The organism is Bradyrhizobium sp. Ce-3, assembly GCF_022835695.1.
Taxonomy (GTDB): domain Bacteria; phylum Pseudomonadota; class Alphaproteobacteria; order Rhizobiales; family Xanthobacteraceae; genus Bradyrhizobium.
In genome coordinates this window covers 768,709-781,891 of record NZ_BQUV01000002.1, presented here as the reverse complement: position 1 = coordinate 781,891, position 13,183 = coordinate 768,709, and the positions used below count along the sequence as shown (strand labels likewise).

At 64.1% G+C, this 13,183-nt stretch carries 14 protein-coding genes; 7 read left to right on the top strand and 7 right to left on the bottom strand.

What is annotated here, in order from left to right:
• Position 1 precedes the first annotated feature (1 nt).
• The 4 genes from secD to BRSPCE3_RS10105 are packed head-to-tail and all read left to right on the top strand — an operon-like array spanning position 2 to position 3,892.
• Positions 2 to 1,606 (top strand): protein translocase subunit SecD, encoded by a 1,605-nt coding sequence (gene secD, locus BRSPCE3_RS10120; protein WP_244065638.1) that lies wholly within the window; start codon positions 2 to 4, stop codon positions 1,604 to 1,606.
• 10 nt (positions 1,607 to 1,616) lie between these two features.
• Positions 1,617 to 2,645 (top strand): protein translocase subunit SecF, encoded by a 1,029-nt coding sequence (gene secF, locus BRSPCE3_RS10115; protein WP_244065637.1) that lies wholly within the window; start codon positions 1,617 to 1,619, stop codon positions 2,643 to 2,645.
• A 6-nt stretch (positions 2,646 to 2,651) separates the two neighbouring features.
• Entirely contained in the window at positions 2,652 to 3,035 is a 384-nt protein-coding gene (locus BRSPCE3_RS10110; RefSeq protein WP_244065636.1) for an Mth938-like domain-containing protein, read from the top strand.
• On the top strand, positions 3,032 to 3,892 hold the full coding sequence (locus tag BRSPCE3_RS10105) for a phytoene/squalene synthase family protein (protein WP_244065635.1): 861 nt from the start codon (positions 3,032 to 3,034) through the stop codon (positions 3,890 to 3,892). Before BRSPCE3_RS10110 ends, BRSPCE3_RS10105 begins: the two co-directional genes overlap by 4 nt.
• Positions 3,893 to 3,937: 45 nt before the next feature.
• On the opposite strand, the gene BRSPCE3_RS10100 is transcribed toward BRSPCE3_RS10105, so the two are convergent.
• The 4 genes from BRSPCE3_RS10100 to BRSPCE3_RS10085 all read right to left on the bottom strand — a co-directional run bounded on the left by BRSPCE3_RS10100 (position 3,938) and on the right by BRSPCE3_RS10085 (position 7,102).
• Complete coding sequence (locus tag BRSPCE3_RS10100) at positions 3,938 to 4,222, bottom strand: DUF1488 family protein (protein WP_244065634.1); 285 nt, start codon at positions 4,220 to 4,222, stop codon at positions 3,938 to 3,940.
• Between the two features lie 75 nt (positions 4,223 to 4,297).
• The gene (locus BRSPCE3_RS10095; protein WP_244065633.1) at positions 4,298 to 5,401 is read right to left on the bottom strand and encodes a serine/threonine protein kinase; all 1,104 of its coding nucleotides are present in this window, start codon (positions 5,399 to 5,401) and stop codon (positions 4,298 to 4,300) included.
• Between the two features lie 5 nt (positions 5,402 to 5,406).
• Positions 5,407 to 6,840, bottom strand: a complete 1,434-nt coding sequence (gene trmFO, locus BRSPCE3_RS10090) for a methylenetetrahydrofolate--tRNA-(uracil(54)-C(5))-methyltransferase (FADH(2)-oxidizing) TrmFO (protein ID WP_244065632.1) — start codon at positions 6,838 to 6,840, stop codon at positions 5,407 to 5,409.
• Between the two features lie 109 nt (positions 6,841 to 6,949).
• Positions 6,950 to 7,102, bottom strand: coding sequence for a DUF1127 domain-containing protein (locus BRSPCE3_RS10085; protein ID WP_016846063.1), 153 nt, complete (start codon positions 7,100 to 7,102; stop codon positions 6,950 to 6,952).
• Between the two features lie 605 nt (positions 7,103 to 7,707).
• Between BRSPCE3_RS10085 and BRSPCE3_RS10080 the strand changes: the two genes are divergently transcribed.
• Positions 7,708 to 8,121, top strand: coding sequence for a hypothetical protein (locus tag BRSPCE3_RS10080; protein ID WP_375709887.1), 414 nt, complete (start codon positions 7,708 to 7,710; stop codon positions 8,119 to 8,121).
• A gap of 229 nt (positions 8,122 to 8,350) precedes the next feature.
• On the opposite strand, the gene BRSPCE3_RS10075 is transcribed toward BRSPCE3_RS10080, so the two are convergent.
• Positions 8,351 to 9,463 carry an AraC family transcriptional regulator gene (locus tag BRSPCE3_RS10075; RefSeq protein WP_244065631.1) on the bottom strand — a complete coding sequence of 371 codons (1,113 nt, stop codon included), beginning with the start codon at positions 9,461 to 9,463 and terminating at the stop codon, positions 8,351 to 8,353.
• 306 nt (positions 9,464 to 9,769) lie between these two features.
• On the opposite strand from BRSPCE3_RS10075, the gene BRSPCE3_RS10070 reads away from it, so the two are divergent.
• Positions 9,770 to 10,384: a DUF3574 domain-containing protein gene (locus BRSPCE3_RS10070; RefSeq protein ID WP_244065630.1), complete on the top strand. Its 615-nt coding sequence runs from the start codon at positions 9,770 to 9,772 to the stop codon at positions 10,382 to 10,384.
• Between the two features lie 60 nt (positions 10,385 to 10,444).
• On the opposite strand, the gene BRSPCE3_RS10065 is transcribed toward BRSPCE3_RS10070, so the two are convergent.
• Both BRSPCE3_RS10065 and BRSPCE3_RS10060 read right to left on the bottom strand, forming a co-directional pair.
• The gene (locus BRSPCE3_RS10065; RefSeq protein ID WP_244065629.1) at positions 10,445 to 11,260 is read right to left on the bottom strand and encodes a lytic transglycosylase domain-containing protein; all 816 of its coding nucleotides are present in this window, start codon (positions 11,258 to 11,260) and stop codon (positions 10,445 to 10,447) included.
• Positions 11,261 to 11,490: 230 nt separating this feature from the next.
• Complete coding sequence (locus tag BRSPCE3_RS10060) at positions 11,491 to 12,402, bottom strand: DUF2189 domain-containing protein (RefSeq protein WP_244065628.1); 912 nt, start codon at positions 12,400 to 12,402, stop codon at positions 11,491 to 11,493.
• Positions 12,403 to 12,690: 288 nt separating this feature from the next.
• On the opposite strand from BRSPCE3_RS10060, the gene BRSPCE3_RS10055 reads away from it, so the two are divergent.
• A complete protein-coding gene (locus tag BRSPCE3_RS10055; protein WP_244065627.1) occupies positions 12,691 to 13,104 on the top strand; it encodes a DUF3597 domain-containing protein in 414 nt (137 codons plus the stop codon).
• Positions 13,105 to 13,183: the final 79 nt, after the last annotated feature.

Genomic DNA, 13,183 nt, shown 5'->3' with positions numbered 1-13,183 from the left:
GATGTTGTATTTCACGCGGTGGCGAGCGCTGGGGATTATCCTGACAGCGCTGGTGGTCTGCCTGTGCGCCGTGCCCAATTTCTTCCCCGAGGCGCAGGTGAAGACCTGGCCGGCCTGGGCGCAGCGGCGCCTGGTGCTCGGCCTCGACTTGCAGGGCGGCTCCTATCTGCTGCTCGAGGTCGATTCCAACTACGTGAAGAAGGAAAAGCTCGAACAGGTTCGCGACGACACAAGGAAGGCGCTGCGTGACGCCCGAATCGTGTTCATCGGGGGCGTGCAAATCCGCAACGACGCCGTCGAGGCCCGGATCGCGAAGGAGTCCGACGTTCCGGCTGCGCTGACCAAGCTGCGCGAGGTTGCCCAGCCGATCGGTGGCTTGCTCGGCTCCAGCGGCCAGCGCGATGTCGATGTGACCGATGCGGGGGGCGGCCTGATCCGCCTGACCGTGTCGCAGCCCGCGATGATCGAGCGGATGCGCAAGACCATCGAGCAGTCGATCCAGATCGTCGAGCGCCGCGTCAACGAGCTCGGCACCGTCGAGCCGGTGATCCAGCGTCAGGGCACCGACCGCATCCTGGTGCAGGTGCCGGGCCTGCAGGACCCGACCCATCTGAAGGAGCTGCTCGGCAAGACCGCGAAGATGGAATTCCGCATGGTCGACACCTCGGTGTCGCCCGAACAGGCCCAGCAGGGCCGGGTGCCGCCGGACTCCGAGCTGCTGATGAGTGCGTCGCCGCCGCCGGTTCCGTACGTCGTGAAGAAGCAGGTTCTGGTGTCCGGAGGCGAGCTCTCCGACGCCCAGCCCGGCTTTGACCAGCGTACCGGCGAGGCCATCGTCAGCTTCAAGTTCAATACGTCGGGCGCGCGCAAATTCGCCCAGGCGACCGCCGACAATGTCGGCCAGCCGTTCGCGATCGTGCTCGACAACAAGGTGATTTCGGCACCGGTTATCCGCGAGCCGATCACCGGCGGACAGGGCCAGATCTCGGGCAGCTTCACCGTGCAGTCGGCCAACGATCTGGCGATCCTGATGCGCGCCGGCGCGCTGCCGGCGCCGCTGACCGTGGTCGAGGAACGCACCGTCGGTCCCGGGCTCGGCCAGGACTCGATCGAGAAGGGCGAACTCGCGGCCTATGTCGGCTCGATCCTGGTCATCGTGTTCATGCTGATCACCTATCGGCTGTTCGGGGTGTTCGCCAATATCGCCGTGACCATCAACGTCGCGATGATCTTCGGGCTGCTGTCGCTGCTCAACGCCACGCTGACGCTGCCCGGCATCGCCGGCATCGTGCTGACCGTCGGCATCGCTGTCGACTCCAACGTGCTGATCTACGAGCGCATCCGCGAGGAATTGCGCGGCGGCCGCAACGCGATCTCGGCGATCGACGCCGGCTTCAAGCGGGCGCTGGCGACCATCCTCGATTCCAACATCACCACCTTCATCGCTGCCGCCGTGCTGTTCTACATCGGCACCGGCCCGGTTCGCGGCTTTGCCGTGACGCTCGGCATCGGCATCATCACCACGGTGTTCACCGCCTTCACCCTGACGCGCCTGATCGTCGCGGCATGGGTGCGGTGGAAGCGGCCGCAAACCGTGCCGATCTGAGAGGCGTGTTGTGACTCATCTCGTTCTCATTGGCCTTGGCATCCTGATCGCCGTGCTGACCGTCGTCGCGGCGCTCGGCCTGCTGCCGCCGCTGCGCATCGTGCCCGACGATACGCATTTCGACTTCACGCGCTTTCGCCGCATCAGCTTCCCGATCTCGGCGCTGCTCTCGATCCTCGCGATCACGCTGTTCTTCACCCACGGCCTGAATTTCGGCATCGACTTCAAGGGCGGCACGCTGCTCGAGGTGAGGGCCAAGACCGGGACGGCCGACATTGCGGCGATGCGCACGACCTTGAATGGCCTTGGCCTCGGCGAGGTGCAGTTGCAGCAGTTCGGCGGTCCGGCAGAGGTCCTGATCCGCGTCGCCGAGCAGCCCGGCGGCGACAAGGCGCAGCAGGATGCGGTGACGAAGGTGCGCGGCGCGCTCGGCGATTCCGTCGATTACCGCCGCGTCGAAGTGGTGGGACCGCGCGTCTCCGGCGAACTGCTGGCCTACGGCATGCTCGGCCTGATGTTCGCGATCGTCGGCATCCTGATCTATCTCTGGTTCCGGTTCGAGTGGCAGTTCGCGCTCGGCGCCATGATCGCCAACGTCCACGACATCGTGCTGACGATCGGCTTCATGTCGATCACCCAGGTCGATTTCGACCTCACCAGCATCGCGGCGTTGCTGACGATTCTCGGCTATTCGCTCAACGATACCGTCGTCATCTACGACCGTATCCGCGAGATGCTGCGGCGCTACAAGAAGATGCCGATGCCGCAGTTGCTCAACGAATCGATCAACTCGACGCTGTCGCGCTCGATCATCACCCACGTCACAGTGACCTTGGCGCTGCTCGCGCTGCTCTTGTTCGGCGGCCAGGCGATTCACAGCTTCACCGCGGTGATGATGTTCGGCGTGGTGCTGGTCGGCACCTACACCTCGATCTTCATCGCGGCGCCGATCCTGATCTATCTCGGCGTTCACACCACGCGGGGCGAGGCGCAGGACGCGCCGGCCAAGAAGCCGGACGCGGCGGCAGCCAAGAAGTAGCTGGCCATGAGCAACTCCTCGGACGCTCCCCATCTTCCGAGGTCGGCGCCGATCGAGGCCTACGGCAAGGGCGGCTTCGCGTTCGCCGATATGTCGCACCGCGGCTCGCTGTTGTGCCTGCCTGACTCGATCTGGGCCTGGCCGGTCACGCGGCCGCAGGAGATCGACGAATACTCGCTGCAAAAGGTATTCGCAGCGGCCAATGCGATCGACACGCTGATCATAGGCAGCGGCACCGAGGTCTGGGTGCCGCCGAAGGCCCTTCGCGAGGCGCTGCGCGCGGTTCGGGTGGTGCTCGATCCGATGCAGACGGGAGCTGCGATCCGCACCTACAACATCATGCTCGGCGAGCGGCGTCGCGTCGCGGCGGCGCTGATCGCGGTGCCATGAGCACGGAGGCGCCGAAGGACGGCGCGGCGTTCTGCGCCGATCTGGTGCGGGCCCATGACTTCGTGCGCTACGCCTCGACCTTGTTCCTGCCGGGGCCGGAACGGCGGGCGCTGCTCGCGATCTACGCCTTCAACATCGAGGTCTCGCGCGTCCACGAGCAGGTCAGCCAGCCGCTGCCCGGCGAGATGCGGCTGCAATGGTGGACCGACATGCTGGCCGGCGCCGGGCACGGCGGCGTCGAGGGCAATCCTGTCGCGGCCGAATTGCTCTATGCGATCCGCAATCACCGCCTGCCGGTCTCGCCGTTCTCGCAGCTGGTCGAGGAGCACCAGTTCGATCTCTACAACGACCCGATGCCGACGCTGGCCGCGCTCGAGGGCTATCTCGATGCCACGGCCTCAGTGCTGTTCTCGCAGGCGACGCGCGTGATGGCGCGGCCGTCGGAGGCGATCGATCACCTGGCCCGCCATGCCGGCCTCGCCCAGGGCATGGCGCAGGTCATTGCATCGCTCGGTCGCGACGCCTCGCGGCAGCAGCTGTTTGTGCCGCTGCAACTCCTGCAGCAGCATGGCAGCGGCAAGGAGGAGGTCTTCGCCGGCAAGCCGACGCCCAACATCCGTGCGGCGATCGATCAGCTTGCGGAGGAGGCGCAGGGCCATCTCAAGACCGCGTTCGGGCTGCTGGCTGACGTACCATCCGGCGTGCGGCCGGTCTTCCTGCCGCTCGCCCATGTCAGGCGCGAGCTGAACCGGGCGAGGAGCGCCGACAACGACCCGTTCCTGCCGAGGCCGGTCTCGCGCCTGCGCACGCTGTGGACGTTGTGGCGCGCTGCGCGCACGGAGGAGTTCGGCAGCTAGAGCTGATCTTGCGACAAGCGCGAAGCGTTTGCGCGCAGATCATGCTCAGCTACGCTCTTTCGAAACGTGCTTGGTGAAGATCCGGATCGTTGCGCCCTTGACGAACGGTCCGCTGTCAAAGATGTCGGATGCGATCATCTCGATAGCGTCGCGTAGCGCAATGAATTGCGCCTGCCGCGCCAGGCTAGGTGTTCCGCGCGTGCCGGCCAATTCGTCCATTGCGGCGTCGCTGATCTGACATTCAATTTCCTGATCGCCGTGCATCATGGTGAATCCGAACGCCAGGCGTTCGGAATCATATCCCCCGATACGGCCACGGGTGAGTGGCATTAAGCTTGTCCCTTGAGCGCGCTAGCCCTCACAAGATTGGCGCGTCGAGCTGCGTTTGTCGAGAGTGCGCGCGCCTTAGCCTGCCGGCCGATCCATCTCGGCCACTTCAAAGTTGAAGCGATCGCGCAGATTCTTGCGTTGCTCGAGGATGTCCTTGAGGAACTCGCGATCGGCGTCACTGCGCATCATCGGCTCGATCAGGTCGATCTGGTTCATGGCGACGAGCTGCAGGATCTCGGTGCGCGGCTTGCCGGCCGCATCGCGCGGCAATGCGTGCACGACCTGGATGTGCTCGGGCGGCTTGACGCCCCTCGCTGCGGCAAGCTCATTGCGTAGCGTCTTTTCCAGCGCCGATTGGTCCGCCTCGACGAAGGCGTAGAGGCCGACGCCGACGCGCCGGTCGGCAAAGGCAACGATCGCTGTGTCGCGCACGTCCGGATTCCTGCGGATCAGATCGATCAGCACCGGCGCGTCGTTGACCAGCCGGCGGCCGCCGCCCTCGCGGTCTGTGAAATTGAAGATGCCGCGCGTGATCGCCTGGTAGACCTTCTTGCCGGTCTTGAGCCAGATGGTGGCGAACGCGGACTTCTTCGCCAGCACCTTGCGCTCCTTCGGCGTCAGCGCGTCCGGCGCGTAGCTGCGCTTGTGCTTCAACAGGTGGCGCAGATCCTCATAGGCCGCGATGCGGAACAGCCGGCTGCGGGTCTTGAAGCAGGCGGCGAGCTGGAAGTCGGTGAGGTAGGCGCGGCCGTCGCGGCTGACCAGCCAGTTCTGCTCCTTGGCGAGGTCGTTGTGGCAGATGCCGGCGCGATGCAGCTTGCGCAACGCGGCCTTGGCGGAGCGGAAATACGCGACGTCGCCGTGTGGCTTCGCCAGATGCAGCGCCGCGCCGTCGATGAAGCCGCGTACCAGCGCGCGCCGGCCGGCCCACAACAATTTGGGCCCGACGTCGAGGTCGCGTGCCAGCATCAGCGCGCGGCGTTCGCGCGAGAACAGGTGCAATGCCAGGCCGAACGACCAGAACGGCACCTGGTCGAGCCGGCGCAGCACGCCGTCGACCTCGCCGTCTCCGGCACGGAAACGGCCGCGCTCGACGGTCGAGAATACGTCGCGCTTGAGCAGCACGCCCTGGCTCCATCGCGCCGACAGGGTGGCGTCGTCGTCTTTCGGCAAGCTCATGACTGTCAGGCCGCTGCCGCAACGCGCAGGTGTTCTGCGATCCAGTGATCGAGGTCGAGCAGCGCCCGCGCGCTGATCGCCTGCTTCTTGGCGACGGTCTTCTCATTGCCGCGCAGCCGCGAGCCGTCCGGCTTCTTAGTCGGCGGGCTCGCCAGCGGCGGGAACAGACCGAAATTGACGTTCATCGGCTGGAACGAGCGCGAGCCAGGCTCGATCGTCTCGATATGGCCGCCGGTGATGTGGCCGAGCAGCGCGCCGAGCGCGGTCGTGGCCGGTGGTGTCGCGAGCGAGGCGCCGCGCATGTCGGCGGCGGCGCAGAGGCCGGCGATCAGGCCGACGCTGGCCGACTCGACGTAGCCTTCGCAGCCCGTCATCTGGCCGGCGAAGCGCAGCCGCGGCTGCGCGCGCAGGCGCAACTGCCCGTCGAGCAGCTTCGGCGAGTTCAGGAAGGTGTTGCGATGCAGGCCGCCGAGGCGGGCAAACTCCGCATTCTCGAGGCCCGGGATGGTGCGGAACACGCGCTGCTGCGCGCCGTGCTTCAGCTTGGTCTGGAAGCCGACGATGTTGTAGAGCGTGCCGAGCTTGTTGTCCTGGCGCAGCTGGACGATTGCATAGGGCTTGACGGTCGGATTGTGCGGATTGGTCAAGCCGACCGGCTTCATCGGCCCGTGGCGCAGCGTCTCGTGACCGCGTTCGGCCATCACTTCGACCGGCAGGCAGCCGTCGAAATAGGGCGTGTTGGTCTCCCAATCCTTGAAGTCGACCTTCTCGCCGTCGAGCAGCGCGGCGACGAAGCCGTCATATTGCTCCTTGGTCATCGGGCAATTGATGTAGTCGGCGCCGGTGCCGCCGGGCCCGACCTTGTCGTAGCGCGACTGAAACCACGCCACCGACATGTCGATGGAATCCTTGTGCACGATCGGCGCGATCGCGTCGAAGAACGCCAGCGCGCTCTCGTCGGTGAGCTGCCTGATCGCGTCGGCCAGCGGCGCCGAGGTGAGGGGACCGGTGGCGACGATGACGTTGCTCCAGTCGGCCGGCGGGAGCCCTGCGACTTCCTCGCGGCTGATCTCGATCAGCGGATGTTCGTTGAGCGCCTTGGTGACGGCGGCGGAAAAGCCGTCGCGGTCGACCGCCAGCGCGCCGCCGGCGGGCACCTGGTTGGCATCGGCCGAGCGCATGATCAGGGAGCCCAGCCGGCGCATCTCGGCGTGCAGCAGCCCGACCGCGTTGTTGGCGGCATCGTCGGAGCGGAACGAATTCGAGCAGACCAGTTCGGCGCAGCCGTCGGTCCGGTGCGCCTCGGTCATCCGCTGCGGGCGCATTTCGTGCAGGACGGCGCGGACGCCGGCATTGGCGACCTGCCAGGCGGCTTCCGAGCCGGCGAGCCCCGCGCCCACGATGTGCACGGGTTGGGAAGAGGATTGATGCGGTGTCATCGCGCAGCGTTAGCGCGTTTTGATCCCGTATGCATCTGAAACCGCGCCAAAAACGACAACGCCCGCTGTGGAAGCGGGCGTTATCCGTTCGTCAGAGGCTTGCGGCCGATTAGCCGTTGTAGGTGCCGGCGGCAACGCGAGGAATGTCCGAGCGGTCGAGGCCGATATCGGCCAGTTCACGATCGCTGAGCTGGGACAGTTCGCTGACATTGCGCTGATAATCCCGGAAAGCCTGGATCATGCGGATGAGCGAGAGCAACATGGTAGTCTCCTAGTAGTTCAGATTCAGCTTTTCCAAAGCCTCATCGTTGAAGTGAATATAGATGATATGGTGCAACGCAGTAGTTCCGATGTTGCGATGCAGCTAAGCTCAGAATGCATAGCCGGGGTAAGTTCCGGTTAACCGTTTCGCGCCTAGAGAGCTGCCATGCAGACGGAAGTTCCGCCAATACCTGATGATACGGGAAAATATTACTGGAATCAGCTGGTTATTAGAATTTCAGCAAGCGTAATCACGTCCCATATGTGGTAATTACGGACCGTTTGTTCAAGCTCCAGCTCCCCGTTGCGGGAGGGATCACGGCGACGTGTTCCATGCGTGATTCGCATGCACGCGACCGCCATTAAAATGATTATCCATTCACTTTATGACGACCAAGACCTGCCGACCGGCATAGCGTCAATCAGTCGCATTGACCCAAGAGGTAATTCGATCCTGTGCCGGAATGGATTTACGTCGCGGACCGCATGCCGCGCGGAATGCTCTGCTGGTTATCGGAAGTGCGCTTCGATTGAAGTGAACGCGTCAAACAAAGCTATTCCCGCGCTGCTTCCTTACTGCCTTGTAATCAAAACACTATGCAACGCATGCGCGATCCGCGCGCAGCGCTCATCACATTTGTATCGCGCGAATTTCATTCTGAACGGTGCCGGGAACAAGCGAATAATCGTTTTGCAGATTCCGCAATCACGCTGGGATCTGTCCAAGAACAAGAGATGGATCATCCCATGATTAAGACATTGATCGCAGCAGCTACCGTCGCTGCCGTTGCTTACGCTGTCGCTCCCGCGCAGGCCGCGCACCATCATCATGCGGGCCTTGGTTGCAGCGGTGCCAATCTGGGCAAGACCGAAGCTGCAGTCGAAGCTATGGCGGACAATGAGGTCAAATTCGCGGCGGAGAAGGAAGTCTCGCTCGCCCAGGACGCGATGCTGAACAACAAGTGGGGCGCTTGCGGCGCGCACCTCAGCAAGGCTGCCGAAGCCAGCATGGCGAAGTAAGCTTTGACCACAGCGATAAGGGCCGATTGCCTGGGGCAATCGGCCCTTTGGTTTGCGTGGCACGTGATCGGTTCGGATTGAATCAGAAAACCACTGTTCGAAATCACGCTTCGAAACCTGTTGAAGTGGCCGGTTACGTGCTTCGCTCTTTGGTGCCTTGGCGAGTTGGGCGGCGAAATAGCCCAAAAGCGCGCGGTCTGGCCCGCGACAGGCGCTCAATGTAATTCGCCTATTCCGGCGGGCGGGCGCCATTGCGCCGCGCGGGCGCCCCGCTCGAATGCCCTTCGGGTGTTCCGGATGGCGTGCCGATGATCAGCCCTCTTCGCGCCGCTTCACGCACGTCCGAGGGCGGCGCTCCGTATTGCCGGCGAAAGGTGCGGTTGAAATAGGACACGTCGCCGAAACCGACCTCGAAGGCGACCGTGCTCACGGGCAGATCGGCGTAGCGCGGATTGACGAGCAATCGATGCGCGCGTGCGAGACGGCGCCCAAGCACGAATTCTGAAAATGTCGTCCCGTCGACTTCAAACAGCCGTTGCACTTGGCGCGGGGTGACGGAGTGCCGCCGCGCAACGGCCGCAATCGTGAGACTACAGCGGTTGAGATGGTCGATGATATCGGCTTTGATGGCACGCAGCTGTGCTGCGCGGACGCCCCGCCCATCGGCAAGAGCCGCGGCATCTCTCGTTGCGCCGAGCGCCACGGCGATCAGATCGTGGACATGCGAGGCCACGTGGTGCCGTAGCTGAGGCGCAAGCGCATAATCCTTCTGCAGCGCCCCGACATAGTTCACCAACAATCTGAGCGCTTCGGTGGAGCGCGCAATAGGCTGCATCACGGAGGCATCGACGCGGCTCACCAGCGGCGCCAGCGCCGGCCGTGGAACGTGAAGGCACAGGATCTTCGCCGGCGCGGGGCAGATCATCGCGGCCGGATCCGCCGAGCTGACCAACAGCGCGTCGCCGGCGCTCCACGTGACCTCGCGTCCACGTTGCACCATCACGGCATCGTGCGAACCCATCACCAGAACAAGCCCGTCGTTGCCATCCGCCAACTGTTCGGGACCCCGCTCGTAGCGAAACGCCGACATGCTGGCCGACGTGATGGACAGCCCGGGCAGCATCCGCACGGTCACGTCCGCGCGCAAGGAATGATCCGGCAGTGGCGTGAGGTCGGCATTCAGCACCAGCCGGCCGTACAGATCACGCCATGCGGCCATGCGGTCCTGCTCGGCAAAATCGTCCAGGGAAAACCGGGAAAGTGCAACGTCGTCGGCGGTCGGGGTCATCGGGAAACTCAGGCTGTCGCAACAGGTGTCGCCGAAATGCCGCGTCTGGTTCACCAAGGCGACCCGGTTCGGCGGCAAAAACCGCACGCGACGCAGGGGCTTCTAGCCAATGGCTCGGCTGTGTCAAAGCGCCCCAGGTATGTTCCATCCGTGGTTCGCCCTGCGGCAATTGCAGTCCGAGGTGGACCGCACGTCCCATCGGCCGAAACGTATGCAAATCTTCAAATACCGGCCCGCCAGGTCGTTTTCGTCCAATGCGTCGTTTTCATCCAATGCGTTGTCGCGCCTGTCCAAGCCGGCGGGCGGGCAAGTCGCTAGAGCCCATCGCGCAAGATCGGCCCGCTCGCAGAAGGATAGGAAGTGATCTTACCACTGCTTTTGCGTGTCGAAATCGCGCCCGGCGACGTCAAGCTTGCCATGGGTGTCATCGGCGTACTTGCCGTGTTTCTCGGAATGGTACTATTTGCCTTGGATCGTGTTCCGGACCGCAAGGCCCAAGATGCTAAAACCCAAGACGTTGCCGGCCGCAAAGCTCACGGTTCGAACTTCATGCGCGCACTGATCCTGGCTGCGGCGTGGCTTGTCCTCGTTGCGGGAACTGACACATCCACCGCCGAAGGTGCAGCAACGTCCTGCCAGTTGATCAATGGCAAGTCGATGATGCAGGCCGAACTGCTGTTTGGACGTCGTATCGCCGGACGTGGCCGCGTATCGGACGCCCAGTGGTCGGACTTCCTTCAGAGGGAAGTGACACCGCGCTTTCCAGATGGATTGACCCAGCTCAGGGCCTCCGGCCAGTGGCGCGACCCGGACACCGGCCGGATCACACACGAGCAGTCCTTTGTCGTGCGCATCATCGCTGCCGAGACGCCGGAGACCTTGGCACGCTTGACGCAGATCAGCACCGCGTACAGGCAGCGCTTTCATCAGCAGTCGGTTGGCCTCACGCTCTCGACCACTTGCGCATCGTTCTGACCGGTCGCTGCAACTGCGGAAAAGGCCGATTGCCTGCGGCAGTCGGCCCTCCGGCGGACCTTACGGCGCCTTGGCGAGTTGGGTCGCGAAGTAGCCGATCGTCTTGGCGTACACCTCGCTCTTGTTCCACTGCTGGATCACGGCAAAGTTCTCGCTGCCGGGCTCCCAGCCCTTGCCTTGCTTCCAGCCGTAGCTCTTCAGGAAGTTCGCCGTCGACGCCAGCACGTCGGGCACGTTGTGCAGGAGGTCGCGCTTGCCGTTGCCGTCGAAGTCGACCGCGAACTTGATGTAGGAGGACGGCATGAATTGGGTCTGCCCGATCTCGCCGGCCCAGGCGCCGCGCATCTCCTGCGGTGCGAGATCGCCGCGCTCGACGATGCGCAGCGCGTCCATCAACTCGGCCTTGAACATGTCGGAGCGGCGGCAATCATAGGCCAGTGTCGCCAGCGAGCGCAGGGTCGGAAACTTGCCGGTGTTGACGCCGAAGTCGGTCTCCAGACCCCAGATCGCGACCAGGATTTCCCCCGGCACGCCGTAAGCCTCCTCGATTCGCGACAGCACGGAGCCGTAGCGCTTCATCATGTCGGAGCCGCGGTTGAGCCGTGGCGGCACCATGCGGCCCGAGAACTGCTCGAACGTCTGGCTGAACACCTGCTGCGAATGGTCGCGCGCCAGGATCGCCTTGTCCTGTGTGACGCCGGTCAACCCGGCCTGGATCGCGTTCTGCGAGATGCCCTTCGTCGCAGCCTCCTTCTTGAAGTCGTCGAGCCAGGACTCGAACGTGCCGGTGCCGCATTGGGCGGCCAGCGCCGACACTGTGGAGGTCAAGAGCCACGCGCCGACGGCGAGTGTGCGAATGGAAAGCTGCGAGGTCATCAGGCAATTCACTCCGGAGTCTGCGCTATCATCGATTGGTCGCGAAACCCGGCGGGTATGTTCGCGGCAACAGCGGCCAAAACAAGGCTCGTGATCGAGCCATTAATCTCAGCTAGCGCTGCAAATGCCACGCCAATTTCACACCCATTTGACAATCCGGAACGACAAACCGCCGGCCGAATATATCGGCCGGCGGTTGCTTTCACGTTTACGCATTCAGGTTCGGCGGCCTATCCGCGATCGCTGCGCCGCCACGGAAACAGGTTCGCCGGGAAGTCCGCGGCCGGCTTGCGCTCGCGCGGCTCGGGGATCACCGGCCGGGCGTTCGGATCCTTGACGATGACCTCGCGATAGAGATGCCAGGTGGCGTGACCGAGCAGTGGGATCACCACGGCAAGCCCGAGGAAGAACGGGATGGAGCCCAGCACCAGCAGCGCCGCGACGATCAGGCCCCAGGCCGCCATCGGCACCGGGTTCTGCGCTACGGCGCGCATCGATGTCACCATCGCTTCGCCGGCGCTTGCCTGGCGGTCGAGCATCATGGGGAAGGCCACCACGCTAATGCAAAGCGCGACGAGCGCGAACAGGAAGCCGACGCTGCAGCCGACCACGATCAGCCACCAGCCTTGCTGGGTGGTCAGCACGCGCTCGGCGAAATCGGGAATGTTGGCTGCGGTCTCGTAGCCGAACACCGCCGTGTAGATCGCCTGCGCGGTGGCGATCCAGGTCACGAACAGTGCGAACAGCAGCGTTCCGACCCCGAGCATCGCGCCGAACGACGGCGAGCGGAATACCTGAATGGCGTCCCATGCGGATGCCTCACCGCCGTCCTCGCGGCGGCGGCTCATCTCGTAAAGGCCGATGGCGGCGAACGGGCCGAGCAGGGCGAAGCCCGCGGCCAGCGGAAATAGCAGGGGCAGCACGGAATAGCCGTGCACGGTGCGCGCCAGCACGATGCCGAGCACCGGATATATCAAACACAGGATGATGGCGTGGCTTGGCACCGCCTTGAAGTCTTCCCAGCCGAGACGCAGCGCTTGATGCAAATCGGACAGGCCGATGGTGCGGATGACGGGCGCAGACGCGGTGCCTTGTCCGCTCTGCGTCATCGATGTGACATTGCCTTGGTATGGCGTGGCCATGGTCGTTGTCTCCCTCTGGGCGGGCGCATTCTGCGCCCGGCGCACGGGCACAAACGTACCGTCTCTCGAAGCGATCACGAGCAAGCCAGACGCGAAAGACAGAGCAGGGAACTGGCCGTGTCGCGAACTGTGCAATGAGGGTACTCCCAAACCGCGTCAAAAGCACTCACGCTTAAGTGAATGTCGCATTGGCAAGCTATGGAGGGGGCGATACACTTGAACTGCGACCTCGGTCAGCCGGCGCATTGCCGTGTGGCCTTCACATCTCAACTCTCTAGGGAGCGAACGATGAGCATTTTCGGAAAAATCATGGGCGCGATCTTCGGCAGCAGCGCCAGTGCCGCGCCCGCCGGCGGAACGGCCACAAGCGCAGCTCCCGCCGGTGGATCCGGCAGTGCATCGTCGTCTCCTGCTGCGGTGCCGGCTGGTGCGGCGCCCGCCCAGTCCGTCGACGTCGCCCCGATTCTCGACAAGGCGGTGGCCGCCAAGGGCGAGAAGCTCGAGTGGCGGACCTCGATCGTCGACCTGATGAAGGCGCTCGACATCGACTCCAGCCTGTCGGCGCGCAAGGAGCTCGCCAAGGAGCTCGGCTACACCGGCGACACCAACGATTCCGCCAGCATGAACATCTGGCTGCACAAGCAGGTGATGAGCAAGCTCGCGGCCAATGGCGGCAAGCTGCCCCCCGATATCAAGCACTGACGGGATCATCATCCCGGACACGGAAAGGGCCCGCGCCAGCGCGGGCCCTTTTTTATGGACCGGCGACCATCTATAGATC

What these genes read in the sequence shown, in the direction of transcription:
- secD (WP_244065638.1), top strand. Translation starts at nt 2, where the DNA reads ATGTTGTATTTCACGCGGTGGCGAGCGCTGGGGATTATCCTGACAGCG.
- BRSPCE3_RS10110 (WP_244065636.1), top strand. Translation starts at nt 2,652, where the DNA reads ATGAGCAACTCCTCGGACGCTCCCCATCTTCCGAGGTCGGCGCCGATC.
- BRSPCE3_RS10105 (WP_244065635.1), top strand. Translation starts at nt 3,032, where the DNA reads ATGAGCACGGAGGCGCCGAAGGACGGCGCGGCGTTCTGCGCCGATCTG.
- BRSPCE3_RS10100 (WP_244065634.1), bottom strand. Translation starts at nt 4,222, where the DNA reads ATGCCACTCACCCGTGGCCGTATCGGGGGATATGATTCCGAACGCCTG.
- BRSPCE3_RS10095 (WP_244065633.1), bottom strand. Translation starts at nt 5,401, where the DNA reads ATGAGCTTGCCGAAAGACGACGACGCCACCCTGTCGGCGCGATGGAGC.
- trmFO (WP_244065632.1), bottom strand. Translation starts at nt 6,840, where the DNA reads ATGACACCGCATCAATCCTCTTCCCAACCCGTGCACATCGTGGGCGCG.
- BRSPCE3_RS10085 (WP_016846063.1), bottom strand. Translation starts at nt 7,102, where the DNA reads ATGTTGCTCTCGCTCATCCGCATGATCCAGGCTTTCCGGGATTATCAG.
- BRSPCE3_RS10080 (WP_375709887.1), top strand. Translation starts at nt 7,708, where the DNA reads ATGCGCGATCCGCGCGCAGCGCTCATCACATTTGTATCGCGCGAATTT.
- BRSPCE3_RS10065 (WP_244065629.1), bottom strand. Translation starts at nt 11,260, where the DNA reads ATGACCTCGCAGCTTTCCATTCGCACACTCGCCGTCGGCGCGTGGCTC.
- BRSPCE3_RS10060 (WP_244065628.1), bottom strand. Translation starts at nt 12,402, where the DNA reads ATGGCCACGCCATACCAAGGCAATGTCACATCGATGACGCAGAGCGGA.
- BRSPCE3_RS10055 (WP_244065627.1), top strand. Translation starts at nt 12,691, where the DNA reads ATGAGCATTTTCGGAAAAATCATGGGCGCGATCTTCGGCAGCAGCGCC.